This window comes from Paenibacillus sp. FSL W7-1088 (genome assembly GCF_037969855.1).
GTDB lineage: Bacteria > Bacillota > Bacilli > Paenibacillales > Paenibacillaceae > Paenibacillus.
In genome coordinates this window covers 5420745-5440786 of record NZ_CP150216.1, presented here as the reverse complement: position 1 = coordinate 5440786, position 20042 = coordinate 5420745, and the positions used below count along the sequence as shown (strand labels likewise).

16 protein-coding genes are annotated in these 20042 nt (G+C 45.2%); 9 read left to right on the top strand and 7 right to left on the bottom strand.

The window, feature by feature from the left end:
• Window positions 1-99: 99 nt before the first annotated feature.
• Window positions 100-1605 (top strand): S-layer homology domain-containing protein, encoded by a 1506-nt coding sequence (locus tag MKY42_RS24540; protein WP_339845392.1) that lies wholly within the window; start codon window positions 100-102, stop codon window positions 1603-1605.
• Between the two features lie 13 nt (window positions 1606-1618).
• Complete coding sequence (locus tag MKY42_RS24535; protein ID WP_090903762.1) at window positions 1619-2323, top strand: ankyrin repeat domain-containing protein; 705 nt, start codon at window positions 1619-1621, stop codon at window positions 2321-2323.
• Between the two features lie 84 nt (window positions 2324-2407).
• Here MKY42_RS24535 and MKY42_RS24530 read toward each other — a convergent pair whose 3' ends face one another.
• Entirely contained in the window at window positions 2408-2608 is a 201-nt protein-coding gene (locus MKY42_RS24530) for a hypothetical protein (protein ID WP_090904006.1), read from the bottom strand.
• Window positions 2609-2797: 189 nt separating this feature from the next.
• Here MKY42_RS24530 and MKY42_RS24525 point away from each other — a divergent pair, with 189 nt between their 5' ends.
• The gene (locus tag MKY42_RS24525; protein WP_179263512.1) at window positions 2798-3292 is read left to right on the top strand and encodes a hypothetical protein; all 495 of its coding nucleotides are present in this window, start codon (window positions 2798-2800) and stop codon (window positions 3290-3292) included.
• A gap of 92 nt (window positions 3293-3384) precedes the next feature.
• Here MKY42_RS24525 and MKY42_RS24520 read toward each other — a convergent pair whose 3' ends face one another.
• The 3 genes from MKY42_RS24520 to MKY42_RS24510 all read right to left on the bottom strand — a co-directional run bounded on the left by MKY42_RS24520 (window position 3385) and on the right by MKY42_RS24510 (window position 8246).
• Window positions 3385-5211, bottom strand: a complete 1827-nt coding sequence (locus MKY42_RS24520; protein ID WP_090903761.1) for an ABC transporter substrate-binding protein — start codon at window positions 5209-5211, stop codon at window positions 3385-3387.
• 65 nt (window positions 5212-5276) lie between these two features.
• Window positions 5277-6791, bottom strand: coding sequence for an ABC transporter permease (locus MKY42_RS24515; protein ID WP_179263516.1), 1515 nt, complete (start codon window positions 6789-6791; stop codon window positions 5277-5279).
• Window positions 6792-6803: 12 nt separating this feature from the next.
• The gene (locus MKY42_RS24510; RefSeq protein WP_179263518.1) at window positions 6804-8246 is read right to left on the bottom strand and encodes an ABC transporter permease; all 1443 of its coding nucleotides are present in this window, start codon (window positions 8244-8246) and stop codon (window positions 6804-6806) included.
• Between the two features lie 146 nt (window positions 8247-8392).
• Here MKY42_RS24510 and MKY42_RS24505 point away from each other — a divergent pair, with 146 nt between their 5' ends.
• Entirely contained in the window at window positions 8393-10144 is a 1752-nt protein-coding gene (locus MKY42_RS24505; protein ID WP_090903758.1) for an ABC transporter ATP-binding protein, read from the top strand.
• Window positions 10145-10251: 107 nt separating this feature from the next.
• On the opposite strand, the gene MKY42_RS24500 is transcribed toward MKY42_RS24505, so the two are convergent.
• The 3 genes from MKY42_RS24500 to MKY42_RS24490 form a co-directional block, all read right to left on the bottom strand.
• On the bottom strand, window positions 10252-11040 hold the full coding sequence (locus MKY42_RS24500) for a hypothetical protein (protein ID WP_090903757.1): 789 nt from the start codon (window positions 11038-11040) through the stop codon (window positions 10252-10254).
• Window positions 11041-11154: 114 nt separating this feature from the next.
• Window positions 11155-11913 (bottom strand): LuxR C-terminal-related transcriptional regulator, encoded by a 759-nt coding sequence (locus MKY42_RS24495; RefSeq protein ID WP_339845379.1) that lies wholly within the window; start codon window positions 11911-11913, stop codon window positions 11155-11157.
• Window positions 11914-11931: 18 nt separating this feature from the next.
• Entirely contained in the window at window positions 11932-12996 is a 1065-nt protein-coding gene (locus MKY42_RS24490; RefSeq protein ID WP_090903755.1) for a suppressor of fused domain protein, read from the bottom strand.
• Between the two features lie 148 nt (window positions 12997-13144).
• Here MKY42_RS24490 and MKY42_RS24485 point away from each other — a divergent pair, with 148 nt between their 5' ends.
• From MKY42_RS24485 to MKY42_RS24465, 5 genes are all read left to right on the top strand, one after another.
• Window positions 13145-13435, top strand: coding sequence for a hypothetical protein (locus tag MKY42_RS24485; protein WP_090903754.1), 291 nt, complete (start codon window positions 13145-13147; stop codon window positions 13433-13435).
• 278 nt (window positions 13436-13713) lie between these two features.
• Window positions 13714-15171, top strand: a complete 1458-nt coding sequence (locus tag MKY42_RS24480) for a glycoside hydrolase family 1 protein (protein ID WP_090903753.1) — start codon at window positions 13714-13716, stop codon at window positions 15169-15171.
• Window positions 15172-15418: 247 nt separating this feature from the next.
• Window positions 15419-16843, top strand: coding sequence for a glycoside hydrolase family 1 protein (locus tag MKY42_RS24475; RefSeq protein WP_339845372.1), 1425 nt, complete (start codon window positions 15419-15421; stop codon window positions 16841-16843).
• Window positions 16844-17077: 234 nt separating this feature from the next.
• Window positions 17078-17929 (top strand): PRD domain-containing protein, encoded by an 852-nt coding sequence (locus MKY42_RS24470; RefSeq protein WP_339845370.1) that lies wholly within the window; start codon window positions 17078-17080, stop codon window positions 17927-17929.
• A gap of 128 nt (window positions 17930-18057) precedes the next feature.
• Complete coding sequence (locus MKY42_RS24465) at window positions 18058-19947, top strand: beta-glucoside-specific PTS transporter subunit IIABC (RefSeq protein WP_179263533.1); 1890 nt, start codon at window positions 18058-18060, stop codon at window positions 19945-19947.
• Window positions 19948-20042: the final 95 nt, after the last annotated feature.

The window sequence follows — 20042 nt, the reverse complement described above, 5'->3', positions numbered from 1 at the left end:
CAGTTTATAATTTGTTAATATTTTTGTCCTTGGGAGTTTCTTTTTGTCCTCTATTCTATAGATACAGGCAACTTCAACCTATAGAGGAGGAATTCATACATGAATCCTACAACCCGAAAAATAGCTACATTTTTAACCATAACTGCATTAGGCTCAGCAGTATTCCCGCTAACTGCGAATCAAGCATATGCAGCTACATACGTTACTAACGTTGCAGCTACAACGACACAGCTTACTAACCCGCAGATTGAGGCTGCCATCAAGGAACTGAACAGCCTGGGGATCATGAACGGTTATGCCGATCAATCCATGGGTGAGAATAGAGCCATTACCCGCGCAGAATTAGCATCACTGGTATTCAAAACGTTTAATCTGGAGGGCAAGACGGGAGAAAGCGTAGAATTAACGGACGTTAATCCTGACGCGTGGTATGCACCGTATGCATCAAAGCTCGTTGAACTTGGCATCATGCAGGCGAATAACGGACAATTCAATCCACACAGTCAAGTGACGGATGCAGAACTCGAACAAGTCGTATCCAAAGCGATGCAGCGTGATGTGAAATCTGTTCACCATTGGATGAGCACGTTCTACTCCGAGAACGATTCGACCACACGCGGCGAAACAGCGGTGCTGTTGCAAACGGCCCACCAGGCTATTCCTTCGGAGAAGGCTCAAATTCAGAGCGTTAGATCGCTGAATGCCATTACGTTAATTGTCACATTCGACAAACCGCTGACAGCAGCAGATGAAGTGTTTGCCAAGGCACAAACCGATTTTGCCCTCAGTGGTGGGTTGACATTGACTAACATGCCTCGTCTGAAAACAGGGTCCGTTGCGACGTACATCGTTCCAACGTCCGTTCAACGTGCAGGTGAAGTATACAGCCTCACTTATAAAGGCCAAGATGCTGGTTCCTTTGAAGGCAGCGGCACGAAATTAAACATGACGACGGTTAGTCAAATAACAAATGATACGTTCGAGATTGAAGCGCTGCAAGCGAAGGGTGTAGTGGATTACGGCTATATCATTTCAGCATACAGCGGTGGTCGAGGGGCTAATGCGTTTGTGTTGAATGACCAAGAACAAGCAGAAGGCAAAACGTATCAAATTATCTCCTCCATGCAGGCAAGACAAGTCGTGATTACGCCAGAAGGTGGCGAGCCAATCGTTGCCAAATATGTTCCGTTCACGCAATCGACAGATGGCAAACAAGAACCGAAATTCCGTTTGCCCGAAGGACAAACATTGCAATCCGGTGTGACATATACGGTTTCTTCTGACTGGGCGAACATCAATAACGCTTCTTTCACCGCAAGGTCGTTTGATTCGTTGGAGGTTGTGAGTGCCCAAGGTGTGAGTGAAACTTCAGTTGAAGTTACGCTGGCCCAAGATCCTGGAGATGAGCTGTTCTCTGGTCGAAGTGTAACATTAACATCACCTAACGGTGACGTTCTGACAGCGACATATAAATATTCAAGTCGGAAAGGCGCCACGGGCGTATTCGATCTTGTTAATGATGGCAAGTTAATCCCAGGCACGACCTATACAATAAATCCAGTTGGGAATTGGAGTGTCGCTTCTTCGGTAACGGTGACACTGTAGTAAGGGAGGCAGTATGAATAAGTCGCTGATGATCATTATCCTAATAAGCAGTATGTTCGTCGTTCAGGGCTGCGTGCCTGAGGTGAGAAACGACTCGAAGGTGGAGGAGAAGTTATCAACTTCTCCGGATGTGCTGTTGTTGAAGGCTGCAGAGGGAAGAGACACCGAGAGTATTAAAAAATGGATTCAAGAGGGCGCCAATATCAATGCTCAGGATCAGAGCGGAAGAACAGCTGTTATGATTGCAACGTACAACAATGATCTGGCATCAGCCACAATGTTGATTGAAGCGGGTGCAGATGTTAATGTACAGGATGATATGAAAAATAACCCGTTTTTGTACGCTGGCGCTGAAGGGTACTTGGATATTCTGAAGCTGACGATTGAGGCGGGAGCCGATCCAGCGATAACGAATCGATATGGAGGAACTGCACTGATTCCAGCTTCGGAGCATGGATACGTGGATGTGGTACGAGAACTGCTGACCCAAACTTCAGTGAATGTGGACCATATTAATCAATTGGGATGGACAGCACTGCTTGAAGCGATCATTTTGAACGATGGAAATAAAAATCAGCAGCAGACAATTCAATTACTCATTGATCATGGAGCAGACGTAAACCTTTCGGATCGTGATGGTGTATCACCGCTTATTCATGCTAAGAATAAAGGCTTCAAGGAAATCGAAGCGATGTTGGTCCGGGCGGGTGCGAAATAAGTATTGTTTTTATTTTGCATATCTAGACGAATAGGCATTCATATAAATAATAAAGGAGGCGTATTCCGCCTCCTTTTTATGTGGTTACTTTTGATCCGAAGAGGGATCCTGATTGAATCGTTGTGAAATTTTCTTCTCTGTTTTCTTACGCCGAATCCAGCGCTTGAATCTACTTTCTTCTTTTCTTCCCTGCAGTGTTTCCTTCATGCCTTGGATCATAAATTCGGACCTTCTTCTGTCATCCCGACTAATTTCGCGTAGTTCCTTAATAAATTTGTCGTCCATATCTGCCTCTCGCTCATTAAGTATATTTCCATTATACCGAACGTACGTTCTTTTATCAAGTTTTACCATAATCGAATTTTTTGGAACGATTTTAGTGAGAAAGAGCACAGGATTCAACCCTCTCCGTATGTGAAAATGGAAAAATAGATCGTTCAGTAAAATCGGTATAACATGTCTGGAGGGCGAGGGATGAGGATTAGTGATGAGGGAATAAAGCGCGAAGTTGGACCTGAAAGATCGTGGGTGATCATTGTGATGCAGGGGTTACTGGGCATTGGTGCGATGGTTGGAGGGGGAGCACTCATTATCGATCCATCGGGAAACCTTATCCAAATGCCGGATTCATTGTTGGAACATTCCCCGTTTGGCAGTTTTCTGATCCCGGGAATTATACTATTGTTGGTTCTAGGTGTTATGCCAATGATCATTGCCATTTCACTCCTTCGTCGCATTCACTGGAAAATAGGTGAAAAACTGAATCTCTACCCGAATCAATACTGGGGATGGACATTCTCCTTATATACGGGATTTGCTCTGATTATCTGGATTATGGTGCAGGTATACTGGATCCAGCATGTATCTGTGATCCATCTGGTCTATTTTTCCTGGGGAGTGGGGATTCAGATCGTCACTCTGTTGCCTGGTGTACAGCGCAGATATTCTAGGAAGATTGTACAATGTTGATTGTTCAATTTATAGAATATATTGTTCAGCATATAAAACGGCTGTCATCCGGATCTTGGAGTGATCCGGATGACAGCCGTTTATCTTTATTGCTACTTGGAAGCCTGGTAGGCGCTCAAGAATTCTTTTACTTTTGCCGGATCGGACTTCAATTCATTCCCAGTCTGAACGAGTGGACTTACTGTAGAGTACGCCTTAAGTTTGTTGTTTTTGTAGAACTGCAAAATGTCATCCTGGTTGATGGCGTACAGTACGGCTTTTCTCAGGTCACTGCTCTTGGCAACTTCCCGATTGGCTGTGTTGAACAGCAGATAGGAAACCGCATTGCTCGGAATGCTCTGCAATTGCAATTTGCTGTCATTTTTAATGATATCGTACTTCGTTTCAGGTACCCCGTAGTACAGGTGGATTTCACTGCTGCGAAGAGCAGACAACGCACTGTCGGCATCGGAGATGAATCGAACATTCACCTGAGAAATTTTAGGTGCATACTCAGAGCCTTTACGGTAGCCGGGATTCTGATAGAATACACCTTCATAATCATTTTTATATGCCAAGATATAGGGGCCGCTGGCATACAGGGTGTTGTTGTACGCAGCACCTTCAGTCACCGTATTCTGATCGCCGTAAGGAATGTCTTTATTCACGTCAAACGAAGCTACATCATACGTATTGATGCTCTCGACCTGCTTTTTGGACACAATACCAGCAGATTGGTGAGCCAGATAATTCAATACTTGCGGGAAAGGTTCCGTGGTTGTGAGTTTCACAACCTGATACTTCCCGGCAGCGTTATCGGCTTTGTTTTTGTCCGTGACCAGTTCCGTAATTTTGGTGCCCAGCCCTTGTTCTAATGCGTCTTTAACCGTACCGCTGCCACTAGATTGCTGAACGGATTCCAAGGCGCCCAGGTCTGTTACCAACTCGGCTTCCTTGATATGTTCGTGCAGGCTGTATGTCCGGTGATCCGGTACGGAATCTTTGTTTTTGGCGCGATCGAGAGAGAAGATGACGTCATCTGCACCGACACGTTCTCCCGTATCTACCGCTTTTTTGTTATCAATCTTGGCAAAGTTGATATCGTCTCTGAGAATGAAGTAATACTCCGAGTTACCCTCAGCAATGCTGAAATTGTGGGAGAGGGAACCCTCTGGTGTAAGTTGATCGTCATCTGTCAGGTTAACGAGACGTACATACATGTTGGTGTTCAGTTGGTTGATGGAACCGTCATTTCCTTTGATCGGGTCAAGGGAAGTCAGGACGGAGGCACTTTGTGTCAGAATTAATGGTTCTTTGGTATTTTTGGAGCTGTCTTTGAATTCAATTGGTTCCCAAGCCATGGCGCGGGATTTGGACAAGCGAACGGTGTCTGCATTCAGAATGTCTTTGTTCAAAGCCTGACTTTTCAAGGAAATGTACAACGGAGCGATATAGGCCTGATCGGTCACCAAGCGGTCCTCCAATTGTTTATACGTATCCTTGTATTCGTCCGGAGTCTGGGTAGCAGCCTGGTCAATAAGTTTATCGATTTCTTCATCAGCCAGAATGCTGTAGTCTCCGCCTGTTTTGAAAAGTGAACGAACTGCATAGTCCGGATTCCCGGTTACCGTTGTCCAGCTGGACAGTGCAATGTCATAATTGCCTGCATCCTGCTGGGATTTGTAGCTGCCGTAATCCGGCTGCAGGTTCAGCTTAACATTGAAGCCATTCTTGGTGAGCTGGTCGCGGATAATGTTCACGTCGTTTTCGGAAGAGCTCTGAGCCAGTAATTCGATGTCTACCGGTTTTTGGTTTTGCGTGTTTTTTGTTGTATCGGACGGTGCGGTTTCTGACTGGGATTCCGTCTTGGTCTTCACACTGCAACCGGAGACCACAAGGACAAAAGTTAATAGCAGTGCTATCAGCATACGTTTTTTCATGAAAATACCTCCAGATAAGTTCATAATCAATGGAATTCAATTTGAATTGAATATTGTAGCAGCGGTTAAGCCTTTTCGAGCTTCGGATCAAGCGCATCGCGCAGTCCGTCACCCAGAAAGTTGAACGAGAGCACGAGCAGAATGATCGCAAGACCTGGATAGATGGCCAGATATGAATGGGTTTCCAGATATGTGCTGCCCAGCTTGAGAATGTTGCCCCACTCGGGAATATGCGGCTCCACGCCGAGTCCCAGATAACTCAGGCTGCTTGTGGCAATGACCGCTCCGCCAATCGTAAGTGTAGACTTGATAATCATGGGTGCGAGCGAGTTCGGAATAATATGTTTGAAAATAATGGAGCGATTGTTGTAACCCAGTGCACGTGCAGCTTCAACAAATTCAAATGTAGATACATAGAGTACACTGGCTCTCATAGTTCGTGCGTAAGTTGGGATCGAACCCAGGCTGAGTGCCAGAATAAGATTGACCGTATTGGCCCCGAAAGCCGCAATGATGGCGATAGCGAGCAGAATACCCGGAATGGCATAGAGAATATCCAGCAGTCGCATGATAATATTGTCCGTGTGTCTTCCATAGAATCCCGAGAAGGCTCCGAGAATACCGCCTATCAGTACCGGAATCAGAGTTGACATGAAGCCTACGATCAACGATATACGGGCACCGAATACAATCCGGGAAAATAAACATCGTCCAAAGTCATCCGTTCCCAAGGGATAAGCGAGCGATGGAGACTGAAGCAAGGCCGAGTAGTTATTTTCTACAGCCATGCTGTAATCAAAAGTAAAGAAGCTGCAAATCGATATCGAGAACAGGAAAATGATAAAAAACAAACCGGACATTGCTGTGACATTCGGAGCAAGACGCTCCCACAGATCATTCCAGAAGTTGGATTTTTGTTTACCCTGTCTGCGGATTCGTCCAATGATGGAGATACCCAGCAGCAGTGCGAATACATTTCCTGTGACCGAAGTCAGAATCAGGATCACGCTCATTCCCAGCATCCAGCGTGGGATGATCGAGGCTGACGTATACCGGGATACGATAAACAGCACCACCAGATCAATCACAAGCACAAGTACGAGCGCAGCCATGGCTGGCAAAAACGTATCCGCAACATAGGGTTTAAACATATTGAGTGCCGAGACCCCAATAACGAACAGCTGGGTCAGCAGCATATACACCGCAAATGTATACTCAATGCTTTTTGTTTTCTTGATCAGATGAAAAGCGGCCGTCACGATAAAGATATTGCCTGAAATGATACCCAACAGCTGGACCCAGGCGAGTCTGCGAGTCAGCACAGAGATTGTTCCCTGCCGAATCAGGTCTCTCCGAATCCGGAGCGTCAGCATACTCTGGACCAGCGTGAAAAATAGGTAGATTCCGAGCGCAGTCATTATAAATGGTCTGAACTCCTGAAGGCTCCAGTCATAACTGTTGAACAACAGTAACACTGACAAGAGAAGGGAAGTGACCCAGGCGAAGCTCGCCTGACTGTACTCCTGTGAAGACTTAAGCCGAAAACGCATTTCTTGTGTAAGTGAACCCGATTTTGTCATAGTGCACCTGCTTTAATATTGTTTCATCTTGGAACGAACTCTGGGATCGACAAAAGCGTACAACAGATCTACCACAACATTGATGATGGAGATCGTAATTGCTGTGTATATGACCCCGCCCATAATGCTCGGAATATCAGGGATAAACTGTTTATCCACAATGTAGCTGCCAAGACCGCTGATATTAAATACTTTCTCCGTTACAGCCGCCCCGCCAAGCATGCCGCCGAATTGAAGACCTACAACGGTTACGATTGGAATTAGCGCATTGCGCACAGCATGTTTCAGCAGAACCTGTCTTTCGCTTAATCCTTTGGCACGAGCAGTCATCACGTAATCCTCATGAATAACTTCCAGTGTGGAAGACCGGGTCATACGGGCCACCGCCGCGGTTAATCCCGTTCCCAGAACAATCGTTGGCATTATAATAGACAGCCAGTTTTGTGGATTGAAGGTAGCCGGAAGCCACTGCAGCTTGATCGAAAAATTCAGGATGAAGATGAGTCCTTGCCAGAAATTCGGAATCGATAATCCAATCAATGCAATAAACATGAAGGTGTAATCAAACAGTGAATTGGGCTTGATCGCCGAGATGATGCCGATTGGCAAGGCAATGACAAGGGCAAGCAGCAAGGAGATAACGGCCAGTGTTAACGTGATTGGAAACTTTCTGGCGATCGTAGCCGTGACATCTTCATTCCCTGAAAAAGACTTGCCGAGATCAAATAGCGCTATGCCCTTGATATTGTTCCAGAGCTGGACAAGATAGGGCTGATCCAGGCCATAGACATGGTTAAAAGCTGCGATCTGTTCCTGTGTCGCTGTCTCTCCGAGAATGTTGGCGGCCGGATTGAATGGAGACAGGTACAAGATGGTGAATACAAGTGTAGCTACGCCCAAAATGACGAATACCGTCATCAGAATTCTTTCGAATATGTACTTTAGATAAGGATTGCCGTACAAAAACATCATGGCGTACATCAGACAGCCCGGGATAACCGATATCGCAAGGAACCACGGTATATTAATCAATGATTGGAATGTATCGGCCATCGTCAGGCGCTGTTTTCCCTCTGCCTGAAGCCTGCTGAACGTTCGTTCCTTTAACTCCTTCTGAACGGATTCCTCCAGCCACTCTTCCGTCTGACGCTTGAATTCTGCCTCACTAACTTGCTGCCGAAAGAAACGGTGTTTACGCCTCAACTGTTCTTCAACGTCCATCCGAAGTTTATCCCGGTAAGAGGTGGAGAGCATATCGCGCTCAACAGCTTGTTGAACCAAGGCCCAGCCATCCCTTTTTCGTCTAGATTGCCAGATCAGAAGCACAACCAAATTCACAGGAAGTCCGAGAATAAATAGAACATATCGATAGGAGGGATGAAGCAGCATTTTGCCATAATTAAATCCCAGGGTGTAAACAAGCTGTGACATTTTGCTGCCTTTTGCAAGATTCAAACCATGCGAGCCTCCTTTCATCTTATTTTAAATTGCATTATTCCGATTGATATAGTATATATTATTTAGTGTCTATTTGATTGTCAAGGTATGGAAGAGTATACATATGAGTACATGTGAAAATATGGATGAGGGCTGGTGATCACATGCAACCTTTGTTGAAAGTAAATGAGTTGTCCGTTTCTTTTCATTCCGGAGAGAGTGAATTTCAGGCGGTGAAAGAAGTCAGTTTTGAAGTGCGGAAAGGGGAAACACTTGGCATTGTAGGGGAATCCGGCAGTGGGAAGAGTGTGACGGCACGTTCCATTATGCGGCTGCTTGCCTCTCCTCCTTCGCAGATGAAAAAAGGTGAGATCCTGTTTAAAGGGGTAGACCTGGTCCATAAAACGCAAAAAGAGATGGAGAGCATCCGCGGCCGTGACATCGGCATGATCTTTCAGGACCCTATGAGCTCTCTTAATCCGACCGTGAAAATCGGAAAACAGATCACCGAAAGTCTGATTAAACATCAGAAGCTTTCCAGAGGGGAAGCGAAGAAGCAGGCGATAGCCATGTTGGAGCTCGTTGGCATCACCCGGGGTGAAATACGTTTCAACCAGTATCCACATGAATTCTCCGGAGGTATGCGCCAGCGGGTGATGATCGCTATTGCTCTTGCTTGCCGTCCTGAATTGCTGATTGCGGATGAACCAACAACTGCACTTGATGTTACTATTCAGGCCCAAATCCTTAATTTGATGAAAGATATGCAGGCACAGCTGGGCACTTCCATTATTCTGATTACCCATGATCTCGGAGTCGTGGCGGGGATGTGTGATCGGGTCGTGGTCATGAAAGACGGGCAGATTGTGGAATCCGGGACAACCACAGAGATTTTTGCGAATCCGAAGCATCCATACACGTCCAGACTGCTAAATGCATTGCCTCGATTAGACGAGAAGAAGAAACCGAAACTCGTGTCGTTGGTGCCACGCGATCTGGGTGATGATCAGCCTTTGCTGGAAGTGAAGTCCCTCAAACAGCATTTTAATCTGGGTAAAGGCAACACCTTAAAAGCGGTGAACGATATCAGTTTCGAGATCCGCCAGGGGGAGACGCTTGGGGTCGTAGGCGAATCGGGCAGCGGGAAATCGACTACTGGTCGAGCCATTCTGCGACTGCATGAACCAACAGGTGGGGATGTGCTGTTCAAGGGAGTGCCGCTCAACCGCCTCTCTGCCTCAGAGATGAAAACGATGAGGAGACATATGCAAATTATTTTCCAGGATCCGTATGCCTCGCTTAATCCGAAATTTAGAATTATGGACATTATTGGGGAAGCCTTGGATATTCACCATCTTGCCGGCAGCCCCGCTGAGCGGGAAAAACGTGTGGAGGAATTGCTGGAGATGGTGGGTCTCGATCCGGCTCATGCCCAGCGATACCCTCATGAATTTTCGGGTGGTCAACGGCAGCGGATCGGAATCGCTCGTGCGCTGGCCGTGGAACCTGAATTTATTGTATGTGACGAGCCTTTGTCTGCGTTGGATGTGTCCATTCAGGCTCAGATCGTACAGCTGCTTGAAGAATTGCAGCAGCGACTCGGTCTGACATACCTGTTCATTGCACATGATTTGTCCATGGTTAAACATATCAGTGATCGTGTAGCTGTCATGTATAATGGGAAGATTGTGGAGTTAGCAGAAAGTGAAGAACTATATTCGAACCCTCAGCATGCGTACACAAAGGCCTTGTTATCGGCTATTCCGGTTCCGGACCCGGCTGTGGAAGCGAAGAAAAAACGTCATGCTGTAAACGAAGCCCCAAGAGAGACGGTAGAAGTGGAAGATCGCTATAATCTGGAACAGTCCCGATGGGTGGAAGTAAAAGAGGGACATTGGGTGGCCATTTCCGGATAAATTGAACCATCTACTTTTATTCAAAAAAGAACCCCGGCAGTGATCTGTGAAAGATCATTGCGCGGGGTCCTATTTCATGCACAGCAGACACTGTGACAGTGAGTGTATTATTTAAACTGAACGGATTTCTTGATGTTGTCGATCTCGGCCTTTGTAGTATCATCCAAATAGGTGAAGATGAAGTTGAATGCATAACCTTCAATAATGGTGCTGTAGTAATCTTGCGTAATGGTTGAACCATCGCCCGCATCCATCGTAATTTGCATCAGATCCATCTCTTTGCCACCGATGGTTTCGGTTGTGAATTCCTTGTATTCATAAGGGAACTGGCTGTCCATCATGAATTTCTTCGTTGCTTTCAGATAATCTTTACCTGTACGAATGCCTTGCAGCAGGCTTACTTTTTCAGCAATCGCCATAGCGGAAGGGCCGACTTGACCTCCGTCCAATGGATATTGTGAAGCCATCAACAGGTTCAGTGTTTTGGCCTGAGATAGTTCAATTTGTTTTTTCTTCGTTTCATCGTCTCCAGCAATCACTTCGGAGGAAGCGTTAGTCAGTTCGTTCATGCCCTCGGCATCCTGGAACTCCCAAGCTTCGGGGAATTTCAGTGAAACACCAAAATAATCATTGTTATAAGAGCCTTTTTCCGTAGTTCCCAATTCAACGTCTTTGGAGTTATCTGTTTCCTTGGACTCGGAAGTGGATGCTTCGGAGTTTTCCGTGTTGTCCGTGTCTTCTGTCTTGGCTGTGTCTGTATCTCTGCCGGCAGTGGTTTCTGTTGCGGTTGAGTTATTCGTTTTGGCGTTGTTATCCGCCTTGTCGCCGCAGGCTGCAGCAACCAACAGAATCATAATTAACATGGCAAACAATGAAGCTTTTTTTGAAATAGACATAATACCCTCCTGAAAATGTGTGTGTTTGTTCTTTCTCTCTCTAATTCATGTGTACCTAAAAATCTTAGCACAGATGTTCGTGTTGACCACCTATAGGAATCTATAGGGGTACCTTTATAGATAAGACAGACGGCTGGCAATTGAAACAGCTTCCGTGCTGGATTGTACACCTAATTTGTTAAAAATCACTTTTTTATGATGATTTACGGTGCATTCCTTTATTTTCAATTTCACAGCAATGGCTTTAACCGTCAGTCCGCTAGAGATCATTTTCAGAATGGTTAACTGTCGCTTGGTGAATTCAATCGATGGGTGCTCCGTTACCGATGAGGCAAGGTTAGATTGATACCGATTTTGCATATGGGCCGGGATCAGCTTGGCGATTGCAATCAGTTCACTCTGGATGTCTGCATTAATGGTGGAGACGTCCAGGTAGCCAACATGTTGAAGACCAACAGACAGAGGTGCAGCATAGCAATGCCAGCTCTGAAAAAGTGGATTCTCATGCTGCTCAGGGGACAGCTGAACAGGCCCCTGTTTATCCATTGATTCGGATATAGCATTGACGCCACAACTTCTAGCTGTAAAGATCATACCCGGACGGATGGGTGATTGTTTCACCACTTGTTCCAGATCAGGGCTGTAATCCATGGCAAGCAGGACTCCATGCGCGTCGGTGAGCAGAAAGAGATACGTGCTTGACAGGTTTTCTTTGATATCCGAGAGACTCTGCTGGAAGGCGTTAATCAAAAAATGATTGATTTTGCGTATCCTGTCCAGATTGGTTTTCGTTAAATACTGGATATGTGACATACCGTGGGGATATATTTCATTCTCGGACCAGCTCCTCCGTAAGGAAGATGTGCTTGACATATGGTTACCTCCTCGTGATCAACCGATGGTTTCGATCACATGACCATCCTGATCGGTAATTTCAGTGCGGGCAATTCGAAATAGAATGCCGGGCAATGAAGCAATCTCAAATGTTTGTTCGACAGGGCGAAGGTTTGCGGCCAACTCCAATACGGCTTGTTCATGCACAATCACCTTAATCTGGTTGCCATCCTCCGAAAATGAGGGTGTTCCTCCGGCTTCAAACGTAATGTTCAATCCTGATCCGATTAGGGACAGTGGAGCGCCTTTTGAAAAGCGGCTGCGTAGTATTTTTCCGATAATTTGGGCCTGTTTTGCTCCGATCTGGAGTTCAGCCGGTACATTTTTTTGCAGTATTCTCTTGCGGGGAGATGTCCAGGCTAGTTGTTGTATGAATAAAAATGCTGTACTGGAACCTTCCTCTTCAATTCCGCGCTCAACAGCCTGAATCACTGAGGGGATATCCAAATATGAATTTCTCATGAGATCCGTAACGTATTTTGGCATGAATTCAACCAAGGCTGCTAACAAGCCACGTGTATTCCATGTCTGCATCGTTTCGAGTTCCGGACCGGTAATTCCCACCATCTGAATGAATTTCACCGTTCCATTGGGTGTGGATATCGTTGTCAGATCAGGATCTTCAATAAAAGAAAGTGCGGTTAGTAACGTATCTGAGCCGAGACAAATGGGGCCATTTGCATCCATGTAATCTCCTGCATGAAATACGTTCCCACTAGTAAAAACGTATCGTCCAACGTTCTGTAATAGATTCAGAGCCCAAGACGGGGGAGCAGTCTCTTCTTCACTCCGGGTAAGCCGAAAAGTCATTTCAAATCCATAACCGCTATGCTCCAGATCTTCCGATTCCTTCTCATACAGTTCCGAAAAACCATAGGTAATGAAATGCCAGTGAGGGATCGGGGTATCCACTTTGTATACGCTAATTCCATTTAGCGGATCAGGTCCACCGAGCATATAGGGAATAGCTGTACCATAGTGAAGTGGTTCCTGATCTCCATATAATTCACCAACTGCTGCATCAATGGCATCCCAACCGGATGTGTTTGCTTCTTCAGTCATTGTTGTGTTCCTCCTTGGCTATCCATTTTCCCGAAAAACATTTAAAATTAAGTCTACCTTTTTCAAAATCGGTTTCAAGCGGCTTAAGGATGAATTGCTTATCGTAGGACTTGGGGGTTACGATGTCTATTTCAGGGAGGGAATTTACATGAGTATGAAAGATTTATATCTGGCGGAGTTCAATCAAAGCAGTTGGGACTCATTTGTGCGACTCTTCGAAAAATCATATTTGGATGTGGAACCAAAATGGGCTGAATGTGCAGAGCAGCGGGGGATTCCGATAGATATTAGCAAGGTTATATTATGTGAAATGGGTGAATATGAGCTGCGTTGGATAGACATGAAAGTTCCTGCATTGGGCGACGAAAGTCCTGCCAGCTACCTCAAAAGCGGGGATACGAATGCCCTAAGAGCAGCAATTATGCAAATGCCTCGATAACTTAAAGGTGGTCAGCGAGTGCATTAAGCGGAAAGTTGATTTTGCAAAATAGATATGTTACGCTTACATTACAAGAGAAAAACAACCGAATACACAATAACATCTTTTGATGGATTGTAACTGTGCAGACAGGCAAAACCTAAACTGATGGTGAAATGAAGGCTCTTTTTTTGCGAGCTATTTTACCTTGAGTTTAGGTTTTTCTTGTTTTTTGGCCTGAAATACAGCCGTTGTATTCGGGAAAAACCCAAATAAAATTCGAAAAGAGGTAGTTCGTTATGACCACGGCAAAAAAAGGATTCCCCGAAAACTTCCTGTGGGGAGGCGCTACAGCTGCCAACCAATTGGAAGGTGCATTCGATAAGGACGGCAAAGGTCTCTCTACTGCGGATATGATTGCGCATGTTCCCAAAGAGAAGCGTACAGGCGGACATGCCATGGAAATCTCCTCTACACGAATTGAAGAGATCCTTTCCGGCAAAATTGAAGAACGTTTCCCTAAACGTTTTGGTATTGATTTCTATCATCACTATAAAGAAGATATCGCTTTGTTTGCTGAGATGGGCTTTAAAGTGTTCCGTTTGTCCATTCACTGGGCACGTATTTTCCCGAACGGTTACGATCAAGAGCCGAACGAAGCTGGCTTGAAATTCTATGATGACGTCTTCGACGAACTGTTGAAATACGGCATTGAACCGTTGGTAACCTTGTCTCACTACGAAACACCGCTGGGTCTGACACAGAAATACAATGGTTGGGCAGGTCGTGAAGTGATTGGGCACTATGTGAGATATGCAGAAACTGTGTTCAACCGTTATAAAAATAAAGTGAAATACTGGTTGACGTTTAATGAAATCAACGTGATGCTGTTTAGCCCATACACAGGTGGCGGTATCCTGATCGATAAAGTGGACAACCAACTGCAAACGACATATCAAGCGCTGCATCACCAATTTGTAGCTAGTGCACTGGTAACCAAGCTTGCCCATGAGATTATTCCTGGTTCCCAAGTGGGCTGTATGCTCGCTCGGATGGAAACGTACCCGGCGACTTGTAATCCGGTAGATGTTCGTCTGGCGCAACATGAGAATCAGATTAACCTCTTCTTCACGGATATGCATGCTCGGGGTCAATACCCGAACTACATGGCTCGTTACTTTGAAGAAAACAACATCGTAATTCAGAAAGAAGCAGGCGATGATGAGATCTTGCTGAACAATACGGTTGATTTCATTTCCTTCAGTTACTACATGTCTGTAACCAAATCTGCATCCGCAGACAAGGAAGAAACAGCAGGTAACCTGACTGGCGGCGTGAAAAACCCTTATCTGGAAGCTTCCGACTGGGGCTGGGAGATCGACCCGATCGGTCTGCGCGTAACGTTGAATAACTTCTGGGATCGCTACCAGAAACCATTGTTCATCGTAGAAAATGGTCTGGGTGCATATGACCGTGTTGAAGAAGACGGTTCAATCCATGACTCCTATCGTGTGGACTATCTGAAGAAACACATCGAACAAATGAAAGAAGCGATCAAAGACGGTGTGGATCTGATTGGATTTACAGCATGGGGGCCGATTGACCTCGTGAGTATGTCCACATCTGAAATGTCCAAACGTTATGGTTTCATCTACGTGGATTTGGACGATGAAGGTAATGGAACACTCAAACGTTCGAAGAAAGATTCGTTTGACTGGTACAAAAACGTAATTGCCAGCAATGGTGAGCAACTATAATTTGGTCTGACTCCTTTATCTTAAACCCGGATCGCTGTAGTAATTAGGCTATTCGAGGATTGTTACCGCATAAAGCGGGCAAAACCCAGCATAAAGCAGGCCATCGGTGATTATCTGATCTGAAGCCCTTTAGTTGGCGTGTTGTCCGCTTTTTGATGTGGGACTGATCGAAACAAGTGCTTACGGGCATAGGGTCAACTGTTTTAACAAAGAATGAAGATAACGTAACCAGAGAGGAATGACAGATATGACAACACCATTTCCGAAGGATTTTCTATGGGGCGGCGCAGTCGCAGCTAATCAGCTCGAAGGAGCCTACAATACAGATGGCAAAGGCCTGTCTGTTCAGGATGTAATGCCGCATGGGATTACGACGCCAAGAACGGAAGGACCAACAGAAGATAACTTGAAACTGATCGGAATTGACTTTTATAACCGCTACAAAGAGGATGTTAAATTGTTTGCTGAAATGGGCTTCAAAGTATTCCGTACATCCATCGCGTGGTCCCGTATCTTCCCTAAAGGTGATGAATTGGAGCCAAACGAAAAAGGTCTGCAATTCTATGATGATCTGTTTGACGAGTGCCACAAATATGGGATTGAACCCCTCGTAACGATCTCTCACTATGAGACACCGCTGCATTTGTCCAAAACGTATGACGGCTGGGTTAACCGTAAAATGATTGAGTTCTACGAGCGTTATGTAACCGTCCTGTTCAACCGATTCAAAGGCAAAGTAAAATACTGGCTGACGTTTAATGAAATTAACTCCATTTTGGAAGAACCATTCATGAGTGGCGGCATCTTTACACCGAAAGCGGAACTGTCCAAACAGGATCTGTACCAAGCAATCCACCATGAGCTGGTGGCAAGTGCGCTGGCGGTTAAACTGGGTCATGAGATTATGCCTGAAGCGAAAATTGGCTGTATGGTACTCAGTATGCCAACCTATCCATTGACTCCAAATCCGGATGATGTGGTAGCTGCAATGCATGCAGAACAGCGGAATGACATCTTTGCCGATATTCATGCACGTGGCTATTATCCGAAATACATCAATCGTTACTTCAAAGCGAATAATATCAATATCAAGTTTGAAGATGGCGATGCTGAAATTCTGAAACATACCGTGGACTTCATTTCATTCAGTTACTATGTAAGTATTTGTGAAACAGGTGACCCACAGAAGCGTGTTGAAGGCAAAGGAAATCTGTTTGCAGGTGTACAGAACCCTTACCTCAAAGCAAGTGAATGGGGCTGGCAGATTGACCCGCAAGGCCTGCGCGTAACGCTGAATAAATACTGGGACCGTTATCAAAAACCGCTGTTTATTGTCGAAAATGGTTTGGGTGCAGTCGATGAGCTGATCACAGACGAAAATGGCAATAAAACGGTCAATGATGATTACCGGATTCAATACCTGAATGATCACTTGGTACAAGTAGGCGAAGCGATTGAAGACGGCGTTGAAGTTATGGGTTATACCTCATGGGGCTGCATCGATCTGGTGAGTGCATCTACAGCAGAGATGAAAAAACGATATGGCTTCATCTACGTTGATCGCAACAACGATGGATCGGGTACCCTGGACCGTTACAAGAAAAAATCATTCCACTGGTACAAAGAAGTTATTGGTACAAACGGCGCAAGTCTGAAATTCGACAACCATTAATTTCTGGTTCCAAAGACATATGTGTGCAGCATCTTCTTGTGTCATATTCAAGCACATTAACCGCTTTCACAAAAACATTGTCAGATGGATAATTATATGGTAAGATGGGCCTAAGGCTAATGAATACTGGATTGTTACTGTTCAATCAGGCAAAACCAGAAGCGGGGCATATGTTTTATGACCTGCTTTGGTTTTGCCTTTTACTACTTTGACGGTGCAAGGTGATGTGAAGAAATGAAAATTGAGAAGGTGCTGAACAACAACGTAGTTACTGTGATTGATCCAGGAGGAAACGAACTGGTCGTCATGGGGCGGGGCATAGCCTTCAAAAAGCATACTGGTGAAACGATAGACGACAGTCTGGTCGAAAAAATATTCTCATTGGAAAGCAAGGAAGTATCGCAGAAACTGAAAACGCTTCTGTCTGATATTCCAGTTGAATATGTTGAATGCTCGGATGAGATTATCCGTTATGCCGAGACCGTGTTGGGTGAGAAGCTTCATGAGAGCATCTACATTTCACTTACGGATCATATTCATTTTGCCATTGACCGGCATCGTCAAGGCTTGCAGATTCGTAACGCATTGTTCTGGGAGATCAAGCGCATGTACCGCAAGGAATATGCCATTGGGCTCAAGGCACTTCAGATTATTGAAGAAACATTGGGCGTCCTGCTTCCTGAAGACGAATGCGCATTCATCGCTATGCATCTGGTTAATGCCCAGATGAACGGTGAGATGAGAGAAACCATCAGCATTACGAATATCGTAAAAGATATACTCAACATTGTACGACGCAGCTTTGTCATTGAGCTGGATGAGGATTCGCTGAGTTATTATCGATTCCTCACACATTTGAAGTTCTTTGCTCAGCGCGTATTACATGGTACAGCGATTGAAGATAAAGAAGCAGATAATCCGCTTCATGACCTGGTGAGCAAACAATATCCTGAGGCACATGCTTGTGCTAGTAAGATTAACGACTATACTCGCAAGATCTATAGCCGGGTCTTATCCAAGGAAGAAATCCTATATCTGACCATTCATATTGAACGAGTTGTCAGAACTGAACAAACAATCGAATAATTTGGGATTGTTACTGCACAAAAGGCAAAACCTAAACGTTGAATAATGATAAGCTGAAACTGCTTTGTCATTATTCAGTGTTTAGGTTTTTTTTTAACCTTCATTACACATAAAAGGAGCAAAACACAATGGATAAACAACAATTGTCCAAGGATATTCTGAAGCTTGTTGGTGGCGAAGAGAACATCGATCAAGTCACACACTGTATGACAAGACTGCGGTTTAACTTGAATGACAACAAAAAAGCGGACAAAGCGACGCTGAAAAATACACCTGGCGTTATGGGCGTTATGGAGAATGGCGGTCAGTTCCAGGTCATTATCGGGAACGATGTGCCTGTTGTGTATAATGCACTGGTAGGCAACATGTCCAAATCCCCTGATGCCAAACCAGCTGCTTCAAGTGGAACAAGTAAAAAGAAAAATCCGCTGAGTGCTGTATTTGACTTCATCTCAGGCGTGTTTACACCAATCCTACCAGCAATTACCGGTGCGGGGATGCTTAAAGGTATTGTGGCATTGCTCCTGACCTTTGGCTGGATCGATGCTACAAGTTCTACGTATATCATTCTGTCGGCAATCGGTGACGGTGCGTTTTACTTCCTGCCGATCATTCTCGGGATTAGTACCGCTCGTAAACTCGGCAGCAACATGTACATCGGTGCGGCAATTGGTGCATCGGTTATGCACCCGACCATTACAGCCTTGCTTGCACCAGGAGAAAATGTATCGTTCATCGGTTTACCGGTTGTAGCAGCGACCTATGCGTCCTCGGTTATCCCGATTCTGATTGCGATCTGGCTAGCCTCTTACGTGGAAAAAGCCATCGACAAGGTTACACATGCTTCACTTAAATTGATCGTTGTACCAACAGTTACACTGCTTATCATTGTTCCAGTAATGATGATTGCTGTAGGACCGCTTGGTGTTATTATCGGTAACGGTTTAACAGATGGTATTAACTGGTTGTTCAACAACGCTGGTTTGTTTGCAGGTTTGCTTGTGGGCGGTGCATTCTCGCTCCTGATTATTACAGGTATGCACTATGCACTGGTTCCAATCATGATCGGTTCCATTGCAACATTGGGATATGATTACCTGATTCCGCTTATGATGATGGCAAACTTTGCACAAGCAGGTAGTGCTCTGGGTGTTTCTTTAAAATCCAAGAACAAACAAATCAAGTCCCTGTCTGCATCAACGGGTGTTACTGCGCTTATGGGAATTACAGAACCGGCAATGTACGGGGTTAACATGCGCTTCAAGAAACCATTTGTCGCAGCCCTAATCGGTGCAGCAATTAGTGGAGCGTTCGTTAGTTTCTTCCAAACCAAAGCTTATGTCATCGGTGGTCTGGCAGGTCTTTCCGGGATTCCGATGATTATTGGTCCGACATTTGTATACGCTCTGATCGGGATTGCCATTGCTGTTGTAGTTTCAGCAATTCTGACGTACATTCTTGGATTCGAAGATGTTCCTGAAGCAGTACCATCTGCTGAACCTACAACACCAGCAGCAACGACTTCTGCTTCCGCAGTAACTGCTGTTGAAGAAACTAAAGCATTGGATCAAGACGTATTCAGCCCAATTACTGGTGAAGTTAAACCATTGAGCGAAGTTCCAGACCCTGCATTCTCCGAAGAGATTATGGGTAAAGGGTTTGCGATTCAGCCGTCGGAAGGCCGTGTGGTTTCTCCAATTAACGGTACAGTATTCTCGCTGTCGAAGAGTGGACACGCTATCGGTTTGGTAAGTGACAATGGCGCTGAGATGCTCATTCATATCGGGATTGATACCGTGAAACTGAAAGGTCAATTCTTCTCGCCTAAAGTTCAAGCAGGAGCGAAGGTTGCCGTTGGTGATGTGCTGATGGAATTCGACCGGGAAGAAATCGAAAAAGCCGGTTACACAACGATTACACCGGTCATCATTACGAACATGCATCAATATCATTCAATTGAGTCTGCCGGACGTACAACGATTAAGGAAAAAGAATTGTTGTTTACGGCAAAAGCTTAACGAACGTCAAAAAGCAGCAGTCTTTCCGGATGGAATTATTCCGGCAAGGCTGCTGCTTTTTAGTATATGGGCGATATTCTTCATGGTCGATGTCT

What these genes read in the sequence shown, in the direction of transcription:
- MKY42_RS24540 (WP_339845392.1), top strand. Translation starts at nt 100, where the DNA reads ATGAATCCTACAACCCGAAAAATAGCTACATTTTTAACCATAACTGCA.
- MKY42_RS24535 (WP_090903762.1), top strand. Translation starts at nt 1,619, where the DNA reads ATGAATAAGTCGCTGATGATCATTATCCTAATAAGCAGTATGTTCGTC.
- MKY42_RS24530 (WP_090904006.1), bottom strand. Translation starts at nt 2,608, where the DNA reads ATGGACGACAAATTTATTAAGGAACTACGCGAAATTAGTCGGGATGAC.
- MKY42_RS24525 (WP_179263512.1), top strand. Translation starts at nt 2,798, where the DNA reads ATGAGGATTAGTGATGAGGGAATAAAGCGCGAAGTTGGACCTGAAAGA.
- MKY42_RS24520 (WP_090903761.1), bottom strand. Translation starts at nt 5,211, where the DNA reads ATGAAAAAACGTATGCTGATAGCACTGCTATTAACTTTTGTCCTTGTG.
- MKY42_RS24515 (WP_179263516.1), bottom strand. Translation starts at nt 6,791, where the DNA reads ATGACAAAATCGGGTTCACTTACACAAGAAATGCGTTTTCGGCTTAAG.
- MKY42_RS24505 (WP_090903758.1), top strand. Translation starts at nt 8,393, where the DNA reads ATGCAACCTTTGTTGAAAGTAAATGAGTTGTCCGTTTCTTTTCATTCC.
- MKY42_RS24500 (WP_090903757.1), bottom strand. Translation starts at nt 11,040, where the DNA reads ATGTCTATTTCAAAAAAAGCTTCATTGTTTGCCATGTTAATTATGATT.
- MKY42_RS24495 (WP_339845379.1), bottom strand. Translation starts at nt 11,913, where the DNA reads ATGTCAAGCACATCTTCCTTACGGAGGAGCTGGTCCGAGAATGAAATA.
- MKY42_RS24490 (WP_090903755.1), bottom strand. Translation starts at nt 12,996, where the DNA reads ATGACTGAAGAAGCAAACACATCCGGTTGGGATGCCATTGATGCAGCA.
- MKY42_RS24485 (WP_090903754.1), top strand. Translation starts at nt 13,145, where the DNA reads ATGAGTATGAAAGATTTATATCTGGCGGAGTTCAATCAAAGCAGTTGG.
- MKY42_RS24480 (WP_090903753.1), top strand. Translation starts at nt 13,714, where the DNA reads ATGACCACGGCAAAAAAAGGATTCCCCGAAAACTTCCTGTGGGGAGGC.
- MKY42_RS24475 (WP_339845372.1), top strand. Translation starts at nt 15,419, where the DNA reads ATGACAACACCATTTCCGAAGGATTTTCTATGGGGCGGCGCAGTCGCA.
- MKY42_RS24470 (WP_339845370.1), top strand. Translation starts at nt 17,078, where the DNA reads ATGAAAATTGAGAAGGTGCTGAACAACAACGTAGTTACTGTGATTGAT.
- MKY42_RS24465 (WP_179263533.1), top strand. Translation starts at nt 18,058, where the DNA reads ATGGATAAACAACAATTGTCCAAGGATATTCTGAAGCTTGTTGGTGGC.